Below are 23,567 nucleotides of genomic sequence, written 5' to 3'. Positions count from 1 at the left end.
TAACAACGATTAAATATCGATATTCGCCGCTTTCAGCGCATTCTCTTCGATGAAGGCACGACGAGGTTCAACCGCATCGCCCATCAGGGTCGTGAACAACTGGTCGGCAGCAATCGCGTCTTTAACGGTAACGCGCAGCATGCGACGGCTTTCCGGATCCATGGTGGTTTCCCACAGCTGATCCGGGTTCATTTCGCCCAGACCTTTATAACGCTGGATTGAGAGGCCGCGACGGGACTCTTTCACCAGCCATTCCAGCGCCTGTTCGAAGCTGGCCACCGGCTGGCGACGTTCGCCACGTTCGATGAACGCATCGTCTTCAATCAGACCACGCAGCTTCTCGCCAAGAGTGCAGATACGACGGTATTCCGGGCCGGTCACAAACTCGTGCTCCAGCGGGTAATCGGTATCGACGCCGTGGGTACGCACGCGAATAATCGGCTCAAACTGCTGCGCCGCGTTCTGCTGAACGTCGAACTTCCACTGGCTACCGTGCTGCTCTTTCTCGTTCAGCTCGCTCACCAGCGCGTTCACCCAGCGGGTCACCGCCTGCTCGTTGCTCAGATCGGCTTCAGTCAGGGTTGGCTGATAGATCAGCTCCTTCAGCAGCGCTTTTGGATAGCGACGCTCCATACGACCAATCATTTTCTGCGTGGCGTTGAACTCAGACACCAGACGCTCCAGCGGCTCACCTGCCAGTGCCGGAGCGCTGGAGTTCGCATGCAGGGTCGCACCATCAAGTGCGATCGCGATTTGGTACTGATCCATCGCGTCGTCATCTTTGATGTACTGTTCCTGTTTGCCTTTCTTCACTTTGTACAGCGGCGGCTGTGCAATGTAGACGTGGCCGCGTTCAACGATTTCCGGCATCTGACGGTAGAAGAAGGTCAACAGCAGCGTACGGATGTGCGAGCCGTCGACGTCCGCATCGGTCATGATGATGATGCTGTGATAGCGCAGCTTGTCCGGGTTGTATTCGTCACGACCAATGCCGCAGCCCAGCGCGGTGATCAGCGTCGCCACTTCCTGAGAAGAGAGCATTTTGTCGAAACGCGCTTTCTCAACGTTGAGGATTTTACCTTTCAACGGCAGGATGGCCTGGTTCTTACGGTTACGGCCCTGCTTCGCAGAACCGCCCGCGGAGTCCCCTTCCACAAGGTACAGTTCGGACAGCGCCGGGTCGCGTTCCTGGCAGTCAGCCAGTTTGCCCGGCAGACCCGCTAAGTCCAGCGCGCCTTTACGGCGGGTCATTTCACGGGCTTTACGCGCCGCTTCACGGGCACGCGCTGCATCGATAATTTTACCGACAACAATTTTCGCGTCGTTCGGGTTTTCCTGCAGGTAGTCGCTCAGCAGTTCGTTCATCTGCTGTTCAACCGCCGATTTCACCTCAGAGGAGACCAGCTTGTCTTTGGTCTGTGAGGAGAACTTCGGATCCGGCACTTTCACGGAGACAACAGCAATCAGGCCTTCACGGGCGTCATCACCGGTGGCGCTGACTTTCGCTTTTTTACTGTAGCCTTCTTTGTCCATGTAGGCGTTCAGGGTACGGGTCATCGCCGCACGGAAGCCCGCAAGGTGCGTACCACCGTCACGCTGTGGAATGTTGTTGGTGAAGCAGTAGATGTTTTCCTGGAAACCGTCGTTCCACTGCAGAGCCACTTCCACGCCGATACCGTCCTTTTCAGTAGAGAAATAGAAGATATTTGGGTGAATTGGCGTTTTGTTCTTGTTCAGGTATTCAACGAACGCTTTGATACCACCTTCATAGTGGAAGTGGTCTTCTTTGTTGTCGCGTTTGTCACGCAGACGAATTGAGACGCCGGAGTTCAGGAACGACAGTTCACGCAGGCGTTTTGCCAGGATGTCGTACTCGAATTCGGTGACGTTGGTGAAGGTTTCGAGGCTCGGCCAGAAACGCACCATGGTACCGGTTTTTTCGGTATCGCCGGTCACGGCCAGCGGCGCTTCAGGCACGCCGTGCTGATAGATCTGGCGGTGAATTTTGCCTTCGCGCTGGATAACCAGTTCCAGTTTCTGCGACAGGGCGTTTACCACGGAAACACCTACGCCGTGCAGGCCGCCGGAGACTTTATAGGAGTTATCGTCAAATTTACCGCCTGCGTGCAGAACGGTCATGATCACTTCTGCAGCAGACACGCCCTCTTCCGGATGGATACCGGTCGGGATACCACGGCCGTCATCCTGTACGGAAACAGAGTTATCGGCGTGGATGGTGACGATAATGTCTTTACAGTGACCCGCGAGCGCTTCGTCGATAGCGTTATCTACCACCTCGAATACCATGTGGTGCAGACCGGTGCCGTCATCCGTATCGCCGATATACATACCCGGGCGCTTACGCACCGCATCCAGCCCTTTCAGGACTTTGATACTGGAGGAGTCATAAGAATTCGACATCAACGTTTCTCGCTCATTTCAACTTGGGTTAATCCGTTATTTTACCCTTTTCCACGGTAAACATCTTCGAATTTTCGTCCGACATGTCCATAACGTGTTCAGCGCTAATGGCGCTGACGAAAACCTGCGACTGCGTGGCTTTCAGGCGGCTGGCAAGCAGCCCGCGCCGCGCGTCGTCAAGTTCCGAGGCAAAATCATCTATCAGGTACAGGCAGCGTCGCCCGCTTTCGCGGGTGAGGAACTCCCCCTGCGCCAGGCGCAGCGCGCACATCAGGAGCTTGAGCTGCCCGCGCGACAGGGTGTCTTCTACCGGCGCACCGTCAGCACGAATGCGGAAATCCGCCTTGTGCGGGCCGTGCGCGGTGTAGGTCAACATACGGTCGCGCTCGAAGTTTCTCTCTAGCACCTCGGCATAATCCGTCTCTTTTTCCCAGCCACGCTGGAAGGAGAAGGTGAGAGAAAATTCAGGTAAAAACTGTTTGCAGGTGTCGGCCATATCTTCGGCGATGCCTGCGCTGTATTCGGCACGCCAGCGGCTGATTTGTTCCGCAAGAGGAATTAATTCCATGTCCCACGGGCGCAGCTGGGCGTAGCGCGTGACCTGGCGCAATGCGGCGTTACGCTGCTTAAGCAGACGCTTCAGGTTGCTCCAGGCGTTAAAGAAACCGGCTTCGTTGTGAAAGCATCCCCAGTCGAGGAACGCTCTTCTGTATTTGGGGCCGCCGTTGAGTAAAGTAAACCCCTCCGGCGTGATCAGCTGCATCGGCATCAGCAGCGCCAGCTCCGCCACTTTGTGGCCGTCGGTACCGTCGATGCGCACCTTGCTGTCGCCCTGCTTGTCTTTGGTCAGGCCAATGGCGGTTTCCCGCTCCTCACCCTGCAAACGCCCGTGCAGGACAAAGGATTCCTGTTCGTGGCGAATCACGCGACCAATCTGCAAACTGCGAAACGCCCGGCCATGGCCGAGCGTATAGATGGCTTCAAGCACGCTGGTTTTGCCGCTGCCGTTCGCGCCAACCAGGAAGTTAAAGCCAGGGGATAAAGCGAGATCCGCGCTTTCGATATTGCGAAAGTCGCGGATCAACAGACGGGTGAGCGACATTACAGTCTCATTGGCATAACAACATACGCAGCCGACTGTGATGCGGCATCTTCAATCTGTACGCTCGAAACGGAGTCAGTCAGCAGAATGCGAACGTTCTCGCATTTCAGTGCATTCAGCACGTCCAGCACGTAGCTGACGTTAAACCCGATTTCCATCTCAGCCCCGGCGTAGGTGACGTCCAGAATCTCTTCTGCCTCTTCCTGCTCCGGGTTGTTGGCGGTGATTTTGATCTGGTTTTCACTTACGTACAGGCGTACACCGCGGAATTTCTCGTTCGAGAGAATGGCCGCACGGGCAAATGCCTGCTTGAGGCTATCGCAACCCGCTTCCAGCGTTTTGTCCGGGTTCTTCGGCAATACGCGGCGATAATCCGGGAAACGACCGTCAACCAGCTTGGATGTGAAGACGAAATCGCCCACGTGAGCGCGGATGTTGTTGCTGCCGATCTGCACGCGCAGCGGCGTGTCGCCACCGTCGAGCATACGCATCAGCTCAATTACACCTTTACGCGGCACGATCACCGAATGGTTTGGTAGTGAGTCGCCAATTGGCATGGAACAGACCGCCAGACGGTGGCCGTCGGTGGCCACAGTACGCAGCTCTTCCCCTTCGGTTTCGAACAGCATGCCGTTTAAATAGTAACGAACGTCCTGGTGCGCCATAGAGAACTGCGTGGCTTCAATCAGTCGCTTCATCGTCGCCTGCGGCAGGGTGAATTCGACTTCACTTTGCCAGTCGTCCAGGTTCGGGAAGTCCGCAGCAGGCAGCGTGGAGAGGGAGAAACGGCTGCGGCCAGAGCGCACCAGCATGCGGTCGCCTTCCAGCTGCACCGCGATCTCTGCGCCTTCCGGCAGCCCGCGGCAGATATCAAAGAATTTACGTGCCGGAACCGTGGTCGCGCCTGCGTCATGCGGCTGAGTCAGCGTAACGCGCGCGATCATTTCCATTTCCAGGTCTGTGCCGGTCAGCGACAGCGTACCGTCCGCGACCTGAAGCAGCAGGTTTCCGAGAATAGGCAGCGTTGGGCGGCCACCTAATGGGCCACTCACCTGTTGCAGCGGTTTTAATAAATGTTCACGTTCAACGGTAAATTTCATAGCGTCACGATGATAATGTTCTGATTAAATTGGAAAAATCTTCTTTTATGTCGTGGCTTTCTTCGCGTAACTGCTCAATCTTGCGACAAGCGTGCAGCACGGTCGTATGGTCACGGCCACCAAACGCATCGCCGATCTCCGGCAGACTGTGGTTGGTTAACTCCTTTGCCAGCGCCATCGCCATCTGACGCGGGCGCGCCACCGAGCGGGAACGACGTTTAGACAGTAAATCTGCCACTTTGATTTTGTAGTACTCGGCCACCGTCTTCTGAATGTTGTCGATAGTGACCAGTTTTTCCTGCAGTGCCAGCAGATCGCGCAGCGCTTCACGCACAAAATCGATAGTGATCGCGCGGCCGGTAAAGTTGGCATTGGCGATGACGCGGTTCAGCGCCCCTTCCAGCTCACGAACGTTGGAACGCAGACGCTTGGCAATAAAGAACGCCACTTCACCCGGCAGGCGAATGTCGTTCTCATCGGCTTTTTTCATCAGGATCGCGACGCGGGTTTCCAGTTCCGGCGGCTCGATCGCCACGGTCAGGCCCCAGCCGAAGCGGGATTTCAGACGATCTTCCACACCGTTGATCTCTTTTGGATAACGATCCGAGGTCAAAATGATCTGCTGGTTACCTTCCAGCAGCGCATTGAAGGTGTGGAAAAACTCCTCCTGCGATCGTTCTTTATTCGCAAAGAACTGTATGTCATCGATCAGCAGCGCATCAACAGAACGATAATAGCGTTTAAACTCTTCGATCGCATTGTTTTGCAGGGCCTTTACCATGTCCTGAACGAAGCGCTCGGAGTGCATATACACCACTTTCGCATTTGGCTTGCGCGCCATAATGCCGTTACCCACCGCGTGCAGAAGGTGCGTTTTACCCAGACCCGTGCCGCCATAGAGGAACAGCGGGTTATAGGCTCCACCGGGGTTGTCTGCCACCTGGCGAGCCGCCGCGCGTGCCAGCTGGTTCGATTTACCTTCCACGAAGTTATCGAAGGTGTGTTTGACGTTAACGTTAGAGCGGTAGGTCGGTTCTGCCGGGGCAGGCACATTATCCCAACCCGGACGTGCAGCAGGAGCAACGCGAGGAGCCGGAGCGGGTGCCGCCTGAGCAGGCGCTGCCACGTTTACGGTTTCGCGCACCGTCTGGGTGACCGGCTTTGTGCCCACTTCAAAGCGCAGCTGCGGGGCATCTGACCCGCAGAAATCATTCAGCAGTCCGTTGATGTTATTAAGGTACTTGTCCCTTACCCAATCGAGCACAAAACGGTTTGGCGCATACAAAGCCAGCGTGTTATCGCTCAGTTCCGCCTGCAACGGGCGGATCCACATACTGAATTCTGTGGCTGGTAACTCATCCTGCAATCGGGCAAGACACTGCTGCCAAAGCGAAAGTGACACGGCGGACTCCACTCGAACAATAAAAGAAAACTATTGAATATTCATGATTGTTGGCGCACATCGACATGACCCAATGAGGGGGATGTGCGAACCGCTATCTGCGGTTATACACGCCATCGTTGAAACAACCTGAACGATATTGTGTTTATGCCCGGCCAGGATCGCTGGATCCCGATCGGGACCGCGGATCATAGCCTAAACTGAGCCAGAGATCTTCTGTTTCTCACAGATTCTTCCCGATTTATCCACAGGAAGATCCGAAACCGGGTAAGTGTAAACGATCCTGGCGGGAGTGCCCCACGATTTAGCCCGCATATTGGAAAATTTAATGAGAACAGACAATTTTTTGCTTAAATGATCTAACGAAGATCCAGGACGATCCTTGCGCTTTGTTGATGAGACCGTATAATCCTCGACCCGGCGCGTGATGCTCTTCTTCCTGCGTCGTCCGTTGCTCATTTTCCACGCGAAATCGTGCGGAAATACGCGGGAAATAAGGAAAGAGAATTGACTCCGGAGTGTACAATTATTACAATCCGGCCTCTTTAATCACCCACGCTGAGGCGTTAGTCGTTCGAATCTCGTTCGGGTATACGCAAAAGTCAGTGAATTTATTCAAGTTTAGGTAGAAATCGCCATGAAACGCACTTTTCAACCGTCTGTACTGAAGCGCAACCGTTCTCACGGCTTCCGTGCTCGTATGGCTACTAAAAATGGTCGTCAGGTTCTGGCACGTCGTCGTGCTAAAGGCCGCGCTCGTCTGACCGTTTCCAAGTAATAAAGCTAACCCCTGAGTGGTTAAGCTAGCATTTCCCAGGGAGTTACGTTTGTTAACTCCCGCTCATTTCACTTTCGTCTTCCAGCAGCCACTACGGGCTGGCACGCCGCAAATCACCATCCTCGGCCGCCAAAATTCGCTGGGGCATCCCCGCATCGGTCTTACTGTCGCCAAGAAAAACGTTAAGCGTGCGCATGAACGCAACCGGATTAAACGTCTGACGCGTGAAAGCTTCCGTTTACGTCAGCACGAACTGCCTTCTATGGATTTCGTGGTGGTGGCGAAAAAAGGGGTTGCCGACCTCGATAACCGTGCTCTCTCGGAAGCGTTGGAAAAATTATGGCGCCGCCACTGTCGCCTGGCTCGCGGGTCCTGATAGCCCTCATTCGGGTCTATCAACGCCTGATTAGTCCGCTACTCGGGCCACACTGCCGTTTCACGCCAACATGCTCAAGCTACGGAATTGAGGCATTGCGCAGGTTTGGAGTGATAAAAGGCAGTTGGTTGACGGTGAAACGCGTATTAAAATGCCACCCTTTACACCCAGGTGGAGACGACCCCGTCCCCCCAGGACCCTTTGATACCAGAGAACACTAACGATGGATTCGCAACGCAATCTTCTTATCATCGCTTTGTTGTTCGTGTCTTTCATGATCTGGCAGGCATGGGAGCAGGATAAAAATCCTCAACCCCAGCAGCAGACCACGCAGACAACGAGCAGCCAGGGGAGTGCCGCCGACCAGGGCGTACCGGCCAGTGGCCAGGGGAAACAGATTACGGTTAAGACCGATGTGCTTGAGCTGACTATCAACACCCGTGGTGGTGATGTTGAGCAGGCGCTGCTGTTGACCTACCCGAAAGAGCTGAAGTCTACCGAGCCGTTCCAGTTACTGGAAACCACGCCAGAGTTTATCTACCAGGCGCAGAGCGGCCTGACCGGTCGTGATGGCCCGGATAACCCGGCTAACGGTGCGCGTCCACTGTACAACGTCGAAAACGACACCTTTGTACTGGCTGATGGCCAGAACGAACTCGTTATTCCGATGACCTACACCGACGCGGCAGGCAACACCTTCACTAAAACCTTCACCCTGAAACGCGGTGAATATGCAGTGAACGTGGGCTACAGCGTACAGAATGCCGGTGCGAAACCGCTTGAAGTATCGACCTTTGGTCAGCTGAAGCAGTCCATCAATCTGCCGTCTCACCGTGACACCGGAAGCAGTAACTTTGCGCTGCATACCTTCCGTGGCGCGGCATACTCCACGCCTGACGCGAAGTATGAGAAATACAAATTCGACACCATTGCCGATAACGAAAACCTGAACGTCAGCTCCAAAGGCGGTTGGGTGGCAATGTTGCAGCAGTATTTCGCAACGGCATGGATCCCAAATAACGACGGTACCAATAACTTCTACACCGCGAATCTGGGCAACGGTATTGCGGCTATCGGCTACAAATCTCAGCCGGTTCTGGTTCAGCCGGGTCAAACCGGTAAGCTGGCAAGCACCCTGTGGGTCGGCCCGGAAATCCAGGACAAAATGGCTGCTGTTGCACCGCACCTGGATCTGACCGTTGACTACGGCTGGTTGTGGTTCATCTCTCAGCCGCTGTTCAAGCTGCTGAAGTTCATCCACAGCTTCCTGGGTAACTGGGGCTTCTCCATCATCGTTATCACCTTCATCGTACGTGGCATCATGTACCCGCTGACCAAAGCGCAGTACACCTCCATGGCGAAGATGCGTATGCTACAGCCGAAGATTCAGGCAATGCGCGAGCGTCTGGGCGATGACAAACAGCGTCAGAGCCAGGAGATGATGGCTCTGTATAAAGCAGAGAAAGTGAACCCGCTGGGTGGCTGCTTCCCGCTGCTGATTCAGATGCCAATCTTCCTTGCGCTGTACTACATGCTGATGGGTTCCGTTGAGCTGCGCCATGCGCCGTTCGCGCTGTGGATCCATGACCTGTCCGCACAGGACCCGTACTACATCCTGCCGATCCTGATGGGCGTGACGATGTTCTTCATCCAGAAGATGTCTCCGACCACCGTGACCGACCCGATGCAGCAGAAGATCATGACCTTTATGCCGGTCATCTTCACCGTGTTCTTCCTGTGGTTCCCGTCAGGTCTGGTGCTGTACTATATCGTCAGCAACCTGGTGACCATCATCCAGCAGCAGCTGATTTACCGTGGTCTGGAAAAACGTGGCCTGCATAGCCGCGAAAAGAAAAAGTCCTGATTCGGTAAGTTAACGCTAAAATAAGGGCGGTCGATTGACCGCCTTTTTTATTTGTATTGAACGAGAGCAACCATGAGCCATAACGACACTATCGTCGCCCAGGCAACCCCACCGGGACGCGGTGGTGTAGGCATTTTGCGTATCTCCGGTCTGAAGGCGCGCGAGGTCGCTGAAGCGGTGCTGGGTAAACTGCCAAAGCCGCGCTACGCTGATTATCTGCCGTTTAAAGACAGCGACGGTACCCCACTGGACCAGGGCATTGCGCTGTGGTTCCCCGGCCCAAACTCATTTACTGGTGAAGACGTGCTGGAGCTGCAGGGTCACGGTGGCCCGGTCATCCTCGACCTGCTGTTAAAACGTATTCTGACTCTGCCGGGCCTGCGCATTGCGAAGCCGGGCGAGTTCTCCGAACGTGCCTTCCTCAACGACAAGCTCGACCTGGCGCAGGCCGAGGCGATTGCAGACCTGATCGACGCCAGCTCTGAACAGGCGGCCCGCTCCGCCCTGAACTCGTTGCAGGGCGCGTTTTCCGCACGTGTAAATCACCTTGTGGAAGCACTTACTCACCTCAGGATCTACGTCGAAGCAGCGATTGACTTCCCGGATGAAGAAATTGACTTTCTCTCTGACGGTAAAATTGAAGCCCAGCTCAATGATGTGATGGCCGATCTCGATGCCGTTCGCGCCGAAGCGCGCCAGGGGAGCCTGCTGCGTGAAGGGATGAAGGTGGTCATCGCGGGTCGTCCAAACGCCGGGAAATCGAGCCTGCTGAACGCCCTCGCGGGCCGTGAGGCGGCGATCGTGACCGACATCGCCGGGACCACCCGCGACGTGCTGCGTGAGCATATTCACATCGATGGCATGCCGTTGCATATCATCGACACCGCCGGGCTGCGCGATGCCAGCGACGAGGTGGAGCGTATTGGTATCGAGCGCGCCTGGCAGGAGATTGAGCAGGCCGACCGCGTGCTGTTTATGGTGGATGGCACCACGACCGACGCCGTCGACCCGGCGGAGATCTGGCCGGACTTTATCGCCCGTCTGCCGGCTAAACTGCCGATCACCGTGGTGCGTAACAAAGCGGACGTGACCGGCGAAACGCTGGGCATCAGCGATGTGAATGGTCACTCACTGATTCGCCTCTCGGCACGCACTGGCGAGGGCGTTGACGACCTGCGTAACCATCTCAAGCAGAGCATGGGCTTTGACACCAGCATGGAAGGCGGCTTCCTGGCGCGGCGTCGCCACCTGCAGGCGCTGGAAGAGGCGGCACGTCACCTCGAGCAGGGCAAAGCGCAGCTGATTGGCGCATGGGCGGGGGAATTGCTGGCGGAAGAGTTGCGCCTGGCGCAGCAGAATCTGAGTGAGATCACCGGGGAGTTTACGTCGGACGATCTGCTTGGGAGGATCTTCTCGAGCTTCTGTATTGGTAAGTGACCCCCGTTACTGAAGGGTGATTTCCCCCAGGAAATCACCCTTGTCCAGTCGATTGCCGTACTCAAAGAGAGCCATCCGGCCGAAAAGCTTCTGAAGCGTTTTTTATTAGCCGATTATTGATCACCACCCTGAGCGTGGCGGCGATCCCCACCTATGTAACCGTTTCCCTGGTGCTGCTGATGGAAACCATGGGTTTTAATCGCGAGCAGTATTCCACGATGGTCAGTATGGCGGTCTCGTTCTTGACGCCGTTTGCGCTCAATATGCTGATCGGGATTCTGATTGGCTGTAGCATGCTCTGCATCCTTTTACTTATGGTCCTCCAGCCCTTCACGCAGATCTGGCATAAACGGAACAGCCATAATCCGAAAATCCTCTGGCTACGCGAGACCATCAAGGCGTTATAGGGTGTCAGCGATCCAATTTTCGCCTAAGAAAATGTAAAGTTCGGTCCTCAGCCTTTTCTTACTATCATTTACTGATTAAAACAGGAGTTGAGTTAAGCGATAATGATGTAACCGTTTAACCGACTACGACCATTATCAAGGAGCGAAAAATGGCTACGCACTTTGCAAGAGGGATACTGACAGAAGGTCGTCTCGTATCGGCCAGAATTTCTTCAGCATGTCACAGTGAAGCGCTCAAACTTCCTGAGCACCGTCGGTCGCGTTTTTTGGCGTCCCGGGCGCTTCTTGCTGAACTGCTGTTTATGCTGTACGGCACCAGTGAGCTGCCGGACATCATCATCCAACCTGAAGGTCGTCCGGTCTTTGCCGACCCGGAGCTGCCGCGTTTCTCCATTGCCTATACGGGCAATATTATTGGCGTGGCACTCACCACCGAAGGCGATTGCGGGCTGGATATGGAGCTTCAGCGCGCGACACGCGGTTTTCACGGCGCCAGCCCGCATGATGATTACCCGCTCTCCAGCAATGAACAGCTATGGGTGCGCAACCAGAACGATCCCACTGAAGCCCGGGCTCAGCTTATCACCTTGCGTCAGAGCATTCGTAAGCTCTGTGGTTGCGCGTCAGACGATGCCAGTCAGCTGCAACTCCTGCCGGGCTCCGGACGCCTGCGCTCCACGCAAGCCGCGCTGGTAGAAGCGCTCAGCGATGTTGAGGATGTACTGATCTGGTCTGTAGCAGTCACACCTGCCATTGAACGGCTGAAAATCTGGGAATTTGACAGTAAACAGGGATGGAGTAGCCTTCCGGATGTGCCCGAACGTGCCAACGAGCCCGCCGCGCGCCTGATGAGATTAACCAGTTTACCGGCAGAAAAAGCATATACCCTTAGCTGATCCGTTCAGGGTCATCATGATGAAACAGGAGTAATCATGTCTGAAACGTTGAAAGTCGTAACATTACTGGGAAGCCTGCGCAAAGGTTCATTTAACGGGATGGTTGCCCGTACGCTGCCACAGTTGGCTCCGGCGGGTATGGAGATTAGCGCCCTGCCGTCCATTGGTGACATTCCCCTTTACGATGCGGACGTGCAGCAGGAAGAAGGCTTTCCGCAGAGCGTCGAAGCGCTGGCCGAGCAGATTCGCCAGGCTGACGGGGTGGTGATTGTGACGCCAGAGTATAACTACTCGGTTCCGGGTGGTCTGAAAAACGCAATTGACTGGCTATCCCGCCTGCCGGAGCAGCCGCTTTCCGGTAAGCCGGTGCTGATTCAGACCAGTTCAATGGGTGCCATTGGCGGTGCGCGCTGCCAGTATCACCTGCGTCAGATCCTGGTATTCCTGGATGCAATGGTCATGAACAAGCCGGAATTTATGGGTGGAGTGATTCAGAATAAGGTCGACCCGCAGACGGGTGAAGTGGTGGATCAGAGCACGCGTGACCATCTCTCTGGCCAACTGACGGCGTTTGGGGATTATATCAAGAGGGTGAAGGCTTAAGTGAGGTGCGGGCTGATGCCCTCACCCCAGCCCTCTCCCACGGGAGAGGGTGCAAACATGTTTATTTGGCGTCGATAAACACAATCTTCAGCACAAACAGCAGCGCCACAATGATGACGCACGGGCTGAGGTCGCGGAAACGACCGGTGCCAATCTTCATCACGCAGTAAGAGATAAAGCCCAGCGCGATACCTTCAGTAATAGAGAAGCTGAACGGCATCATTACCGCGGTAATAAACGCCGGTACCGCTTCGGTTAAATCATCCCACTTCACGCGCGACAGGCTGGAGGTCATCAGTACCCCCACATAAATCAGCGCACCGGCAGCCGCATACGGTGGAACCATGCCAGCCAGTGGAGAAAGGAAGATCACCAGCAGGAACAGAATACCCACCACTACCGCGGTCAGACCGGTACGGCCCCCTACGGAGACACCGGAAGAGGACTCAATGTAAGCGGTAACAGAAGAGGTCCCGATAAAAGCACCGCTGACAGAGGAGATGCTGTCCACAAACAGCGCCTGCTTCATGCGCGGGAATTTACCTTTCTCATCCGCCAGGCCCGCTTTGTCGGTCACGCCAATCAGCGTGCCGGACGAGTCAAACAGGTTCACCAGCATAAAGGAGAAAATCACCCCCGCCAGGCCCAGATTCAGGGAACCCGCCAGATCAACATGACCAATAACGGTAGAGACGCTCGGTGGTGCGGAGACAATGCCGTTATAGTGAACGTCACCCAGCATCCAGCCCAGCAGGGTGGTCACTACGATGGACACCAGCACCGCCGCATGAATATTGCGGGAAGCGAGGATCGCGATGATAAAGAAGCCCAGCACGCCCAGCAGCACGTTATGGGAGGTCAGGTGACCGATGCTGACCAGCGTCTCCGGGTTAGCGACGATAACACCGGCATTTTTCAGCCCCATCATACCGATGAACAGACCGATACCGCTGGTGATACCCACGCGCAGGCTGACAGGAATGTTAGCAATCATCCAGTAACGCACGCGGAAAATAGTCAGCAGCAGCAGACCAACCGCGCCCCAGAAGATAGCGCCCATGCCGACTTGCCACGGCAGCCCCATCGCCTGAACCACCACGAATGCAAAGAATGCGTTAAGCCCCATCGCCGGAGCCAGTGCGACCGGCAGGTTAGCAAACACGCCCATCAGAATGCTGCCAAGTGCAGCGATCAGGCAGGTAGTCACGAAGACGGCGCTGGTATCCATGCCAGCAACGCCCAGAATTTGTGGGTTAACAAAAACGATATAGACCATCGTCAGGAAGGTGGTAAAACCGGCGATCACTTCGGTGCGTGCCGTTGTGCCGTGCTCGCGCAGTTTAAACACGCGCTCAAGCAGACCCTGACCCGATGTCTGGGTTGTGTGTTGTTGACTCATCATCAATTTCCGAACAAGGAGGGAAAATTCGTCGCTATCCTATACCAAAATGCGACAATAGTGGCGGTTACGAGATACTTTTTTCATTGATTTTGCTTATACGGCAACGATTGCGTCTCGTTGAACTGCAGTACGTAAACGTTAAACTTGTAAAAAGGGAAAGGCATGTCCGGAATTGAAGCGGTATTTTTCGACTGCGACGGTACGCTGGTCGACAGTGAGGTCATTTGTTCCCGCGCGTATGTCGCCATATTCCAGGAATTTGGTATTACGCTCGATCTCGACGAGGTGTTCAAACGCTTTAAGGGCGTGAAGCTGTACGAGATCATCGACATCATTAACGCCGAACACGGTGTGGATCTGGCAAAAACGGATCTGGAACCGGTGTACCGCGCCGAGGTCGCACGCCTGTTCGATTCTGAGCTGGAGGTCATTGCTGGCGCAAACGCGCTGCTGGATGCCATGACGGTACCAATCTGCGTGGTGTCTAACGGACCGGTCAGCAAAATGCAGCACTCGCTGGGTAAGCTTGAGATGCTGCACCACTTCCCGGAAAAATTGTTCAGCGGCTACGATATTCAACGCTGGAAGCCAGATCCTGCGCTGATGTTCCATGCGGCAAACGCAATGAACGTCAACGTAGAGAACTGTATTCTGGTGGATGACTCGTCCGCGGGCGCGCAGTCGGGCATTGATGCAGGAATGGAAGTGTTTTATTTCTGTGCCGACCCGCACAACAAGCCGATCGATCATCCAAAAGTGACGACCTTTACCGATCTGGCGCAGTTGCCGGAATTGTGGAAGGCGCGCGGGTGGAATATTACACGATAGGTTTTTGTAGGCCCGGTAAGCGCAGCGCCACCGGGCATTTTAACCACCGATTACTCTTTCGGATCTTTACCCGCCAGCAGCTTGTCCAGTTCGTCGCCGCCCACGTGACGGAAGTCCTGACCTTTCACGAAGTAGAAAATGTATTCGCAAATGTTCTGGCAGCGGTCGCCGATACGCTCGATAGAGCGCGCGCAGAACAGGGCGGTCAGTACGCTTGGGATCGTACGTGAATCTTCCATCATGTAGGTCATCAGCTGGCGCACGATGCCTTCATACTCCTGGTCGACTTTCTTGTCTTCACGGTAGATACGTACCGCTTCATCCAGATCCATACGCGCAAAGGCATCCAGCACGTCGTGCAGCATCTGCACCGTGTGGCGGCCCAGCGACTCCAGGCTCACCAGCAGCGGCTGATGCTGCTGAGAGAATTTCTCCAGCGCGGTGCGGCAGATTTTATCCGCAACGTCACCGATACGTTCCAGCTCGGCGATGGTTTTGATGATGGCCATCACCAGACGCAGATCGCTCGCCGTCGGCTGACGCTTGGCGATGATGCGCACACACGCTTCGTCAATCGCCACTTCCATCATGTTGACGTTTTTATCGCCTTCGATAACGCGCTTCGCCAGTTCGCTGTCCTGGTTATGCATCGCCGTAATCGCATCAGAAAGCTGTTGCTCGACCATGCCACCCATGGTCATGACCTGAGTGCGAATACTTTCCAGCTCTGCATTGAACTGGCCGGAAATGTGTTTATTAAGATTGAGATTGTCCATAGCGCGCTCCTGAATCAACCGTAACGACCGGTGATATAGTCTTCTGTTTGCTTTTTAGCGGGCTTGGTGAACAGATCGTCCGTGTTACTGAACTCAATCAACTCGCCCAGGTACATAAATGCCGTGTGGTCGGAGCAACGCGCAGCCTGCTGCATGTTGTGGGTCACGATAACCACGGTGTAATCCTGCTTCAGCTCGGTGATCAGCTCTTCGATACGACCGGTTGAGATCGGGTCCAGCGCTGAACATGGCTCATCCAGCAGCAACACTTCCGGGCGGATCGCGATTCCACGCGCAATGCACAGACGCTGCTGCTGCCCGCCGGAGAGAGAGTAACCGCTCTGGTGCAACTTATCTTTGGTTTCGTTCCATAATGCGGCCTTGGTCAACGCCCACTGCACGCGCTCGTCCATATCGGCACGGGAGAGCTTTTCAAACAGGCGTACACCAAACGCGATGTTGTCGTATATCGACATCGGGAACGGCGTCGGTTTCTGGAAAACCATGCCCACTTTCGCGCGCAGCAGGGCGATATCCTGAGCCTGGGTCAGAATGTTTTCACCGTCCAGGATGATTTCGCCTTCGGCACGCTGCTCTGGATAGAGCGAGTACATTTTGTTAAAGGTGCGCAGCAGCGTGGATTTACCACAGCCGGACGGACCGATGAATGCCGTTACCTGGTTCTTCGCGATATCCAGGTTGATATTCTTCAGGGCATGGAATTTGCCGTAGTAGAAGTTCAAATCACGAACCTGAATCTTACCCGGGGCAGTATCAACCATACTCATTGACTCATTTCCTCATTCGGCGCCGCGAGCTGCCGCGCCGTAAAAATTTAACCGTGTTTCTTCTTCGCGAAAATGACGCGCGCCAGAATGTTCAGCAACAGTACGCAAAGGGTGATGATCAGCACCCCGGCCCAGGCCAGCTGCTGCCATTCCGCGAATGGGCTCATCGCAAATTTAAAGATCGTCACCGGCAGGTTGGCGATCGGCTGCATCATGTCCGTGCTCCAGAACTGGTTGGAGAGGGCGGTAAACAGCAGCGGTGCCGTTTCACCCGCGATACGGGCAATGGCCAGCAGAATACCGGTCATGATCCCGGAGACAGAGGCTTTAAGCGTAATCGCGGAGATCATTTTCCACTTTGGTGTACCCAGCGCATACGCCGCTTCACGCAGACTGTCCGGCACCAGTTTGAGCATGTTCTCGGTGGTACGAATGACGATAGGCACCTGCAGCAGCGCCAGCGCAATCACACCCGCCCAGCCGGAGAAGTGTTCCATTTGTGCCACAACAATGGTGTAAACAAACAGACCCACCACAATAGACGGCGCAGAGAGCAGAATGTCGTTAATGAAACGAATCACTTCTGCGAGCCAGGATTTACGGCCATATTCCGCCAGATAGATACCCGCCATGATGCCAAGCGGCGTACCGAATACCGTCGCCCACAGGATCAGCAATCCGCTGCCTGCCAGGGCGTTCGCCAGTCCACCACCCGCCGTGTTCGGCGGCGGCGTCATTTCGGTGAACAGCGCCAGAGACATGCCGTCGATACCGCGAACCACGGTAGAGAAGAGGATCCAGATCAGCCAGAACAGACCGAATGCCATCGTTGCCATCGAGAGCGTCAGCGCGATACGGTTTTTGAAACGACGCTTCGCCTGCATTTTGCGGCGGGATTCCGCAAGCTGAGCAGTGCTTTGCATTTCGAGAGTTGCCATTAGCGTGCCCCCTCATTTTTCGCGAGACGCAGGATCATCAGCTTGGAGATCGCCAGTACGATGAAGGTAATCACGAACAGGATCAGACCCAGCTCCATCAGCGCCGCCACGTGCAGCCCGGATTCCGCTTCGGCGAATTCGTTCGCCAGTGCGGAGGTAATACTGTTACCCGGCATATAGAGCGAGGCACTGTCGAGCTGGTAGGTGTTACCGATGATAAAGGTCACCGCCATGGTCTCACCCAACGCACGCCCTAAGCCCAGCATCACGCCCCCGATCACCCCATTTTTGGTGAACGGAAGAACGATACGCCAGATCACTTCCCAGGTGGTGCAGCCAATGCCGTAAGCCGACTCTTTCATCATCACCGGGGTTTGTTCGAACACATCACGCATAACTGCCGCAATGTACGGAATAATCATGATGGCGAGGATCACACCAGCCGCCAGAATACCGATACCGAATGCCGGGCCGGAGAACAGCGCCCCCACAAACGGAATAGCGGAAAGAACATTACCCACCGGCTCCTGGAAATACGTGGCAAACAGTGGCGCAAAGATAAACAGACCCCACATGCCGTACACGATACTTGGAATGGCCGCCAGCAGTTCAATGGCGATACCCAGCGGACGTCGCAGCCAGCCCGGAGCCAGTTCCGTCAGGAACAGGGCGATACCAAAGCTTACCGGAACTGCAATCAGCAGGGCGATAAAAGAGGTAACCAGCGTGCCGTAAATCGGCACCAGCGCACCGTAGATATCATTCGGCGCGTCCCACTCTTTGGTCCACAGGAAGGAGAAACCGAATTTCTGAATGCTCGGCCAGGAGGAGAAAATCAGAGACACGATAATGCCGCCCAGCAGCAATAGCACAATCAGCGCAGCCAGTTTCACCAGCGCGCTGAAAATCATGTCACCTTTTTTACCCGGAGGGTTAAATGCAGGCTTGGTTGCAGCCATAAATTACTCTTCTGTTTGAGACGTTTTACGAATATGCCCGGTGGCGCTGACGCTTACCGGGCCTACAGCGTTAACCGTAGGGCGGGTAAGCGTAGCGCCACCCGCCATCTTCGTTAAATATATCCTGTTAGTACAGCGCTTTACCGCTGCTGTCTTTCACGTTGGTTTTCCATGCAGCACGAATCTGCTCAACCACGCTGTCTGGCAGGCTGGCATAATCCAGGTCATTAGCCTGTTTGCCGCCGTTTTTGTATGCCCAGTCGAAGAACTTCAGCACTTCTGCACCCTGCTCAGGTTTCTTCTGCTCTTTGTGAACCAGAATGAAGGTGGTAGAGGTGATTGGCCACGCGTCTTCACCTTTCTGATTAGTCAGGTCCTGAGCGAAGGATTTGCTCCAGTCAGCGCCTTTTGCAGCGTTGGCAAAGTTCTCTTCAGTCGGGCTGACAGGTTTGCCATCAGCAGAAACCAGTTTGGTGTAGGACAGGTTGTTCTGCTTGGCGTACGCATATTCTACGTAACCGATAGAACCTGGCAGACGCTGTACGAACGCGGCGATACCGTCGTTCCCTTTACCGCCCAGACCGGTTGGCCAGTTAACGGTAGAGCCGGAACCGACTTTAGATTTCCACTCTTCGTTCACCTTCGCCAGGTAGCTGGTGAAGACGAAAGAGGTACCAGAACCATCCGCGCGGCGAACCACGGCGATGTTCTGAGAAGGCAGCTTCAGGCCAGGGTTGAGCTTAGCGATGGCTTCGTCATCCCATTTTTTGATTTTGCCCAGGTAGATATCACCCAGGGTTTTGCCGTCCAGCACCAGCTCACCCGACTTCACGCCCGGCAGGTTGATCGCCAGAACTACACCACCGATTACGGTCGGGAACTGGAACAGGCCTTCCTGAGCCAGTTTGTCATCAGACAGCGGAGCGTCGGATGCGCCGAAATCAACGGTGTTTGCGGTAATTTGTTTCACGCCACCGGAGGAGCCGATACCCTGATAGTTAACCTTGTTACCGGTTTCTTTCTGGTAGGTATCCGCCCATTTGGCATACACCGGCGCAGGGAAGGTTGCACCAGCGCCAGTCAGGCTTGCTTCTGCGAATACAGAGAAAGCGCTCAGAGATAAGGTCGCGGCGACAACAGTTGCGACAGTGGTACGCATAACTTTCATAATGTCTCCTGCAAGGATTTCGTAAATCATTGTTTAAGTGGCTACGATGAGCAAAATAGGACAAACAGGTGACAGATAAATGTACGAATTATGACAGTTTTATGACAATGGAAATTTAGCTTAAAAACCAGCGAAAGATTCCTGATTTATCATCATGTTAGCCACAATCATGACAACAACTTTTCAGAAATATTTTCTTTATGTGACACTGAAAAAAGTAGCTGAAGATGACAGATTGTCATAAATAAAAACGCGAATGCGTTGATTAAAAACAAACCAGGCAGGGTAAAAAAGCTCCACCCGAAGGTGGAGCCTGGAGGGATTATTCTACGGTGACCGATTTCGCCAGGTTACGCGGCTGGTCAACGTCGGTGCCTTTGATCAGCGCAACGTGGTAAGCCAGCAACTGCAGCGGCACGGTGTAGAAGATAGGGGCAATAACCTCTTCTACGTGCGGCATCTCGATGATGTGCATGTTGTCGCTGCTGGCAAAACCGGCGTCCTTATCAGCGAAGACGTACAGCACACCACCGCGGGCGCGAACTTCTTCAATGTTGGACTTCAGTTTTTCCAGCAGTTCGTTGTTAGGTGCCACAACGATAACTGGCATATCCGCGTCAATCAGCGCCAGCGGGCCGTGTTTCAGCTCGCCTGCCGCGTAGGCTTCAGCGTGGATGTAGGAGATCTCTTTCAGCTTCAGCGCGCCTTCCAGCGCAATGGGGTACTGGTCGCCACGGCCGAGGAACAGGGCGTGGTGCTTGTCAGAGAAATCTTCAGCCAGGGCTTCAATGCGCTTGTCCTGAGACAGCATCTGCTCAATACGGCTTGGCAGTGCCTGCAGACCATGAACGATGTCATGCTCAACAGAAGCATCCAGCCCTTTCAGACGCGCCAGTTTCGCCACCAGCATCAGCAGAACCGTCAGCTGCGTGGTAAACGCTTTGGTGGAGGCCACGCCGATTTCAGTGCCCGCTTTGGTCATCAGCGCCAGATCGGATTCACGCACGAGCGATGAGCCCGGCACGTTACAGATAGCCAGCGATCCCAGGTAACCCAGCTCTTTAGAGAGACGCAGCGCCGCCAGGGTATCTGCCGTTTCGCCAGACTGAGAAAGGGTGATCATCAGGCTGTTACGACGCACGGCGGATTTGCGGTAGCGGAATTCAGAGGCGATTTCCACATCGCACGGCACGCCAGCCAGCGACTCAAACCAGTAGCGAGAGACCATCCCGGAGTTGTAGGAGGTACCGCAGGCCACAATCTGAATGTGCTCAACCTTGCTGAGCAGCTCGTTTGCGTTGGCACCCAGTTCGCTCAGGTCCACTTCACCGTGGCTGATACGACCGGTCAGGGTGTTTTTGATGGCGTTTGGCTGCTCGTAAATCTCTTTCTGCATGTAGTGACGGTAAGCGCCTTTGTCGCCCGCGTCGTACTGCAGATTGGATTCAATTTCAGGGCGTTTCACCTGCTCGCCTTTGGTATCAAATACCGTCACGCTGCGGCGAGTCACTTCTGCGATATCACCCTCTTCCAGGAAGATAAAGCGGCGGGTGACCGGCAGGAGCGCCAGTTGGTCAGAAGCGATAAAGTTTTCGCCCATGCCCATACCGATAACCATTGGACTACCGGAACGCGCCGCCAGAAGGGTGGACGGATCGCGGGAGTCCATGATCACCGTACCGTACGCACCGCGCAGCTGTGGGATCGCGCGCAGCACCGCGTCACGTAACGTGCCGCCCTGTGCCAGCTCCCAGTGCACCAGGTGCGCAATCACTTCGGTATCGGTTTCAGAAACGAAGGTATAGCCGCGCGCTTTCAGTTCTTCGCGCAGCGGTTCGTGGTTTTCGATAATGCCGTTATGCACGACCACGATGTGTTCAGACACATGCGGGTGCGCGTTGCCTTCAGACGGTTCGCCGTGTGTCGCCCAGCGGGTATGCGCAATACCGGTACCACCGTGCAGCGGGTGTTCTTCCGCGGCCTGGGCCAGCATCTGCACTTTACCGAGGCGACGCAGACGGGTCATATGACCTTCTGCATCCACCACTGCCAGACCGGCAGAGTCGTAGCCACGGTATTCCAGACGACGTAAACCTTCGAGAAGGATTTCAGCAATATCACGCTGCGCAACTGCGCCAACAATTCCACACATAGTTAGATTTCCTGATTATGGCGTTATGCCATGCGTTGTCGCTGACCTGTATTTGCCCTTTCCGGGCGCCCCGAGCCTTGTAGAGAGTGGGGTTATTGTTATGGGTACTGCTTGTGGGGGGAGGATTATATTATCCCCTCACCCCGGCCCTCTCCCCAAAGGGGCGAGGGAGAAAAACACCGCACCGAACGATCCCCTCTCCCTTTGGGGAGAGGGTTAGGGTGAGGGGTAAATCCGTTACTTCTTCTTCACAGGGCGTTTCCAGCCCTGCTTGTGCACCTGCGGCACACGGCTTAATACCAGTTCGTTATCGGCGATATCGCGCGTAACGGTTGTCCCGGCGGCAATCGTTACACCGTTACCCACGGTAACAGGCGCCACCAGCTGAGTGTCGGAGCCGACAAACACATCATCACCGATGATGGTTTTAAACTTATTCGCGCCGTCATAGTTGCAGGTAATCGTTCCTGCGCCAATATTCACGTTGTCGCCAATTTCCGCATCGCCCAGATAGGTCAAATGACCGGCTTTAGAGCCTTTACCCAGACGCGCTTTTTTCATCTCAACGAAGTTTCCAACATGTGAGCCTTCCAGCAGCTCAGCCCCCGGGCGCAGACGCGCGAACGGCCCAATAGTGCACGCTGCGTCAAGACGGGCATCTTCCACCACGCTGTATGGGCTAATTTCGCAATCATCACCGATGATGCTGTTTTTGATCACACAGCCCGCACCAATTTTGACGCGGTTACCCAGCGTGACGTTACCTTCCAGGATAACGTTAGTATCAATTTCAACGTCGCGCCCGTGCGTTAACGTTCCACGCAGATCGAAACGCGCCGGATCGCGCAACATCACGCCGGCCAGCAGCAGTTTTTCGGCCTGTTCGGACTGATAAACACGCTCCAGACGGGAAAGCTGAAGGCGGTTATTCACCCCTTCGGTTTCGCTGATACGCGCCGGGTGAACCGCCGCAATCTCACGCCCTTCCTGGTACGCCATCGCAATGATGTCGGTGATGTAGTATTCACCCTGCGCGTTGTTGTTGTTGAGCTTAGACAGCCAGCGCTTCATGTCCGCGCCGTTAGCCATCAGGATACCGGTGTTGATCTCCTGAATCTGGCGCTGTGCTTCGCTGGCGTCTTTATGTTCAACGATACCCGTGACGTTGCCGTTTTCACGGGTGATGCGGCCGTAGCCGGTCGGATCGTCCAGCACGACGGTTAATAAACCGATACCGCCCTGCGGTTTGGCTTCACGCAGGCGAGTCAATGTGTCGATGGAGATCAGCGGAACATCGCCGTAGAGCATCAGAATGTCTTCGTCATCGGCAAAGAACGGTGCTGCCTGCTGCATTGCGTGGCCGGTTCCCAGCTGTTCAGCCTGAAGCACCCAGTTGAGCTTGTCATCGCTCAGCGTTTTTTTAAGCAGATCGCCGCCGTGGCCATAGACCAGGTGAACCTGGCGAGCGCCCAATTCATTTGCTGCATCAATAACATGCTGCACCATTGGCTTTCCTGCCAGTGTATGAAGCACTTTAGGCAGATCGGAATACATGCGGGTACCTTTGCCTGCGGCAAGGATCACCACGCTCATCGCACTGTTTGACATACGCATCCTGACGGTAGTTTGAGTGAGAAGTAAAAACGTTTGGTGCTTAAAATTCTACATCTTTTTCGTCATGAATTAAGGACGAAAAAAAAGCCAGCCTGGTATCCAGACTGGCTTTTGTGCTTTTCAAGCCGGTGTTACATCGCTTTTTTGGTCAACTCGATAACGCGCAGTTTGGCGATCGCTTTGGCCAGCTCCGCAGACGCCTGAGCGTAATCCACGTCACCATGAGAGCTGCTAATGTGCTCTTCAGCCTTACGCTTCGATTCCAGGGCTCGCGCTTCGTCGAGATCCTGGCCACGAATAGCGGTATCGGCCAGAACGGTCACACTGCCAGGCTGCACTTCAAGAATGCCGCCGGACAGATAGATAAACTCTTCGTGACCGAACTGTTTAACGATGCGGATCATACCAGGCTTAATGGCGGTGAGCAGCGGTGCGTGACCCGGGAAGATACCCAGTTCACCTTCACTACCCGTTACCTGGATTTTCTCGACCAGACCAGAGAACATTTGTTGCTCTGCGCTGACGACGTCCAGGTGGTAAGTCATTGCCATATCAC

The 23,567-nt window shown here is 54.9% G+C and carries 21 protein-coding genes and 2 pseudogenes; 10 read left to right on the top strand and 13 right to left on the bottom strand.

Annotated elements, in window-relative coordinates; all coding sequences use genetic code 11:
- Positions 1-9: 9 nt before the first annotated feature.
- From gyrB to dnaA, 4 genes are read right to left on the bottom strand one after another with little or no spacing between them, the layout of a single operon-like run.
- A complete protein-coding gene (gene gyrB / locus ACMWKA_RS19280) occupies positions 10-2,421 on the bottom strand; it encodes a DNA topoisomerase (ATP-hydrolyzing) subunit B (RefSeq protein WP_013094780.1) in 2,412 nt (803 codons plus the stop codon).
- A 28-nt stretch (positions 2,422-2,449) separates the two neighbouring features.
- Complete coding sequence (recF, locus tag ACMWKA_RS19275; protein ID WP_013094779.1) at positions 2,450-3,523, bottom strand: DNA replication/repair protein RecF; 1,074 nt, start codon at positions 3,521-3,523, stop codon at positions 2,450-2,452.
- Positions 3,523-4,623, bottom strand: coding sequence for a DNA polymerase III subunit beta (gene dnaN, locus ACMWKA_RS19270; RefSeq protein WP_008500170.1), 1,101 nt, complete (start codon positions 4,621-4,623; stop codon positions 3,523-3,525). Before dnaN ends, recF begins: the two co-directional genes overlap by 1 nt.
- 4 nt (positions 4,624-4,627) lie before the next feature.
- Complete coding sequence (gene dnaA, locus ACMWKA_RS19265) at positions 4,628-6,025, bottom strand: chromosomal replication initiator protein DnaA (RefSeq protein ID WP_014830027.1); 1,398 nt, start codon at positions 6,023-6,025, stop codon at positions 4,628-4,630.
- Positions 6,026-6,662: 637 nt separating this feature from the next.
- Between dnaA and rpmH the strand changes: the two genes are divergently transcribed.
- The 9 genes and pseudogenes from rpmH to ACMWKA_RS19220 all read left to right on the top strand — a co-directional run bounded on the left by rpmH (position 6,663) and on the right by ACMWKA_RS19220 (position 12,386).
- On the top strand, positions 6,663-6,803 hold the full coding sequence (rpmH, locus tag ACMWKA_RS19260; protein WP_000831330.1) for a 50S ribosomal protein L34: 141 nt from the start codon (positions 6,663-6,665) through the stop codon (positions 6,801-6,803).
- Positions 6,804-6,819: 16 nt separating this feature from the next.
- Entirely contained in the window at positions 6,820-7,179 is a 360-nt protein-coding gene (gene rnpA / locus ACMWKA_RS19255) for a ribonuclease P protein component (protein ID WP_028028049.1), read from the top strand.
- On the top strand, positions 7,143-7,400 hold the full coding sequence (gene yidD, locus ACMWKA_RS19250) for a membrane protein insertion efficiency factor YidD (RefSeq protein ID WP_001307474.1): 258 nt from the start codon (positions 7,143-7,145) through the stop codon (positions 7,398-7,400). The genes rnpA and yidD overlap by 37 nt, the downstream gene beginning before the upstream one ends.
- A gap of 2 nt (positions 7,401-7,402) precedes the next feature.
- A complete protein-coding gene (gene yidC / locus ACMWKA_RS19245; RefSeq protein WP_020685445.1) occupies positions 7,403-9,043 on the top strand; it encodes a membrane protein insertase YidC in 1,641 nt (546 codons plus the stop codon).
- Between the two features lie 72 nt (positions 9,044-9,115).
- Complete coding sequence (gene mnmE, locus ACMWKA_RS19240; RefSeq protein ID WP_020685446.1) at positions 9,116-10,480, top strand: tRNA uridine-5-carboxymethylaminomethyl(34) synthesis GTPase MnmE; 1,365 nt, start codon at positions 9,116-9,118, stop codon at positions 10,478-10,480.
- 98 nt (positions 10,481-10,578) lie between these two features.
- Positions 10,579-10,746 (top strand): annotated as a pseudogene (locus tag ACMWKA_RS19235) (multidrug transporter subunit MdtL); the annotation flags it as partial.
- 60 nt (positions 10,747-10,806) lie between these two features.
- Positions 10,807-10,887: pseudogene (locus tag ACMWKA_RS19230) on the top strand (hypothetical protein); the annotation flags it as partial.
- 149 nt (positions 10,888-11,036) lie between these two features.
- Entirely contained in the window at positions 11,037-11,783 is a 747-nt protein-coding gene (locus ACMWKA_RS19225; RefSeq protein WP_013099416.1) for a 4'-phosphopantetheinyl transferase family protein, read from the top strand.
- 36 nt (positions 11,784-11,819) lie between these two features.
- Positions 11,820-12,386, top strand: coding sequence for an NADPH-dependent FMN reductase (locus tag ACMWKA_RS19220; RefSeq protein ID WP_013099415.1), 567 nt, complete (start codon positions 11,820-11,822; stop codon positions 12,384-12,386).
- 61 nt (positions 12,387-12,447) lie between these two features.
- On the opposite strand, the gene adeP is transcribed toward ACMWKA_RS19220, so the two are convergent.
- A complete protein-coding gene (gene adeP, locus ACMWKA_RS19215; RefSeq protein ID WP_023621401.1) occupies positions 12,448-13,785 on the bottom strand; it encodes an adenine permease AdeP in 1,338 nt (445 codons plus the stop codon).
- Positions 13,786-13,950: 165 nt separating this feature from the next.
- Between adeP and yieH the strand changes: the two genes are divergently transcribed.
- Positions 13,951-14,616, top strand: a complete 666-nt coding sequence (yieH, locus tag ACMWKA_RS19210; RefSeq protein WP_414760518.1) for a 6-phosphogluconate phosphatase — start codon at positions 13,951-13,953, stop codon at positions 14,614-14,616.
- Positions 14,617-14,666: 50 nt separating this feature from the next.
- Here the strand turns inward: yieH and phoU are convergent, their stop codons facing one another.
- The 8 genes from phoU to ACMWKA_RS19170 all read right to left on the bottom strand — a co-directional run bounded on the left by phoU (position 14,667) and on the right by ACMWKA_RS19170 (position 23,562).
- Positions 14,667-15,392, bottom strand: coding sequence for a phosphate signaling complex protein PhoU (gene phoU, locus ACMWKA_RS19205; RefSeq protein ID WP_008500182.1), 726 nt, complete (start codon positions 15,390-15,392; stop codon positions 14,667-14,669).
- 14 nt (positions 15,393-15,406) lie between these two features.
- Positions 15,407-16,180 (bottom strand): phosphate ABC transporter ATP-binding protein PstB, encoded by a 774-nt coding sequence (gene pstB / locus ACMWKA_RS19200; RefSeq protein WP_008500183.1) that lies wholly within the window; start codon positions 16,178-16,180, stop codon positions 15,407-15,409.
- A 47-nt stretch (positions 16,181-16,227) separates the two neighbouring features.
- Positions 16,228-17,118 carry a phosphate ABC transporter permease PstA gene (pstA, locus tag ACMWKA_RS19195; RefSeq protein ID WP_020690249.1) on the bottom strand — a complete coding sequence of 297 codons (891 nt, stop codon included), beginning with the start codon at positions 17,116-17,118 and terminating at the stop codon, positions 16,228-16,230.
- Positions 17,118-18,077: a phosphate ABC transporter permease PstC gene (gene pstC, locus ACMWKA_RS19190; protein WP_013099411.1), complete on the bottom strand. Its 960-nt coding sequence runs from the start codon at positions 18,075-18,077 to the stop codon at positions 17,118-17,120. The genes pstA and pstC overlap by 1 nt, the downstream gene beginning before the upstream one ends.
- A gap of 127 nt (positions 18,078-18,204) precedes the next feature.
- Positions 18,205-19,245, bottom strand: a complete 1,041-nt coding sequence (pstS, locus tag ACMWKA_RS19185; RefSeq protein ID WP_013099410.1) for a phosphate ABC transporter substrate-binding protein PstS — start codon at positions 19,243-19,245, stop codon at positions 18,205-18,207.
- Between the two features lie 322 nt (positions 19,246-19,567).
- Positions 19,568-21,397 (bottom strand): glutamine--fructose-6-phosphate transaminase (isomerizing), encoded by a 1,830-nt coding sequence (gene glmS / locus ACMWKA_RS19180; protein WP_020690250.1) that lies wholly within the window; start codon positions 21,395-21,397, stop codon positions 19,568-19,570.
- Between the two features lie 237 nt (positions 21,398-21,634).
- On the bottom strand, positions 21,635-23,005 hold the full coding sequence (gene glmU, locus ACMWKA_RS19175) for a bifunctional UDP-N-acetylglucosamine diphosphorylase/glucosamine-1-phosphate N-acetyltransferase GlmU (RefSeq protein ID WP_045293067.1): 1,371 nt from the start codon (positions 23,003-23,005) through the stop codon (positions 21,635-21,637).
- Positions 23,006-23,142: 137 nt separating this feature from the next.
- Positions 23,143-23,562 (bottom strand): F0F1 ATP synthase subunit epsilon, encoded by a 420-nt coding sequence (locus tag ACMWKA_RS19170; protein WP_006177560.1) that lies wholly within the window; start codon positions 23,560-23,562, stop codon positions 23,143-23,145.
- Between the last annotated feature and the right edge of the window lie 5 nt (positions 23,563-23,567).

It is taken from the genome of Enterobacter sp. 03-F-07-AD-ECC, from assembly GCF_047530935.1.
GTDB lineage: Bacteria > Pseudomonadota > Gammaproteobacteria > Enterobacterales > Enterobacteriaceae > Enterobacter > Enterobacter cloacae.
Note: the sequence above shows the minus strand (reverse complement) of the source record. Positions and strands in the feature narration are given on the sequence as shown.

Excerpts from the sequence above, each read along its gene's own strand:
- pstC (WP_013099411.1), bottom strand. The coding sequence starts at position 18,077 with ATGGCTGCAACCAAGCCTGCATTTAACCCTCCGGGTAAAAAAGGTGAC.
- glmU (WP_045293067.1), bottom strand. The coding sequence starts at position 23,005 with ATGTCAAACAGTGCGATGAGCGTGGTGATCCTTGCCGCAGGCAAAGGT.
- yieH (WP_414760518.1), top strand. The coding sequence starts at position 13,951 with ATGTCCGGAATTGAAGCGGTATTTTTCGACTGCGACGGTACGCTGGTC.
- dnaN (WP_008500170.1), bottom strand. The coding sequence starts at position 4,623 with ATGAAATTTACCGTTGAACGTGAACATTTATTAAAACCGCTGCAACAG.
- glmS (WP_020690250.1), bottom strand. The coding sequence starts at position 21,397 with ATGTGTGGAATTGTTGGCGCAGTTGCGCAGCGTGATATTGCTGAAATC.
- gyrB (WP_013094780.1), bottom strand. The coding sequence starts at position 2,421 with ATGTCGAATTCTTATGACTCCTCCAGTATCAAAGTCCTGAAAGGGCTG.
- pstS (WP_013099410.1), bottom strand. The coding sequence starts at position 19,245 with ATGAAAGTTATGCGTACCACTGTCGCAACTGTTGTCGCCGCGACCTTA.
- ACMWKA_RS19170 (WP_006177560.1), bottom strand. The coding sequence starts at position 23,562 with ATGGCAATGACTTACCACCTGGACGTCGTCAGCGCAGAGCAACAAATG.
- pstA (WP_020690249.1), bottom strand. The coding sequence starts at position 17,118 with ATGGCAACTCTCGAAATGCAAAGCACTGCTCAGCTTGCGGAATCCCGC.
- rpmH (WP_000831330.1), top strand. The coding sequence starts at position 6,663 with ATGAAACGCACTTTTCAACCGTCTGTACTGAAGCGCAACCGTTCTCAC.
- ACMWKA_RS19225 (WP_013099416.1), top strand. The coding sequence starts at position 11,037 with ATGGCTACGCACTTTGCAAGAGGGATACTGACAGAAGGTCGTCTCGTA.
- ACMWKA_RS19220 (WP_013099415.1), top strand. The coding sequence starts at position 11,820 with ATGTCTGAAACGTTGAAAGTCGTAACATTACTGGGAAGCCTGCGCAAA.
- phoU (WP_008500182.1), bottom strand. The coding sequence starts at position 15,392 with ATGGACAATCTCAATCTTAATAAACACATTTCCGGCCAGTTCAATGCA.
- yidD (WP_001307474.1), top strand. The coding sequence starts at position 7,143 with ATGGCGCCGCCACTGTCGCCTGGCTCGCGGGTCCTGATAGCCCTCATT.
- pstB (WP_008500183.1), bottom strand. The coding sequence starts at position 16,180 with ATGAGTATGGTTGATACTGCCCCGGGTAAGATTCAGGTTCGTGATTTG.
- adeP (WP_023621401.1), bottom strand. The coding sequence starts at position 13,785 with ATGAGTCAACAACACACAACCCAGACATCGGGTCAGGGTCTGCTTGAG.
- yidC (WP_020685445.1), top strand. The coding sequence starts at position 7,403 with ATGGATTCGCAACGCAATCTTCTTATCATCGCTTTGTTGTTCGTGTCT.
- recF (WP_013094779.1), bottom strand. The coding sequence starts at position 3,523 with ATGTCGCTCACCCGTCTGTTGATCCGCGACTTTCGCAATATCGAAAGC.
- mnmE (WP_020685446.1), top strand. The coding sequence starts at position 9,116 with ATGAGCCATAACGACACTATCGTCGCCCAGGCAACCCCACCGGGACGC.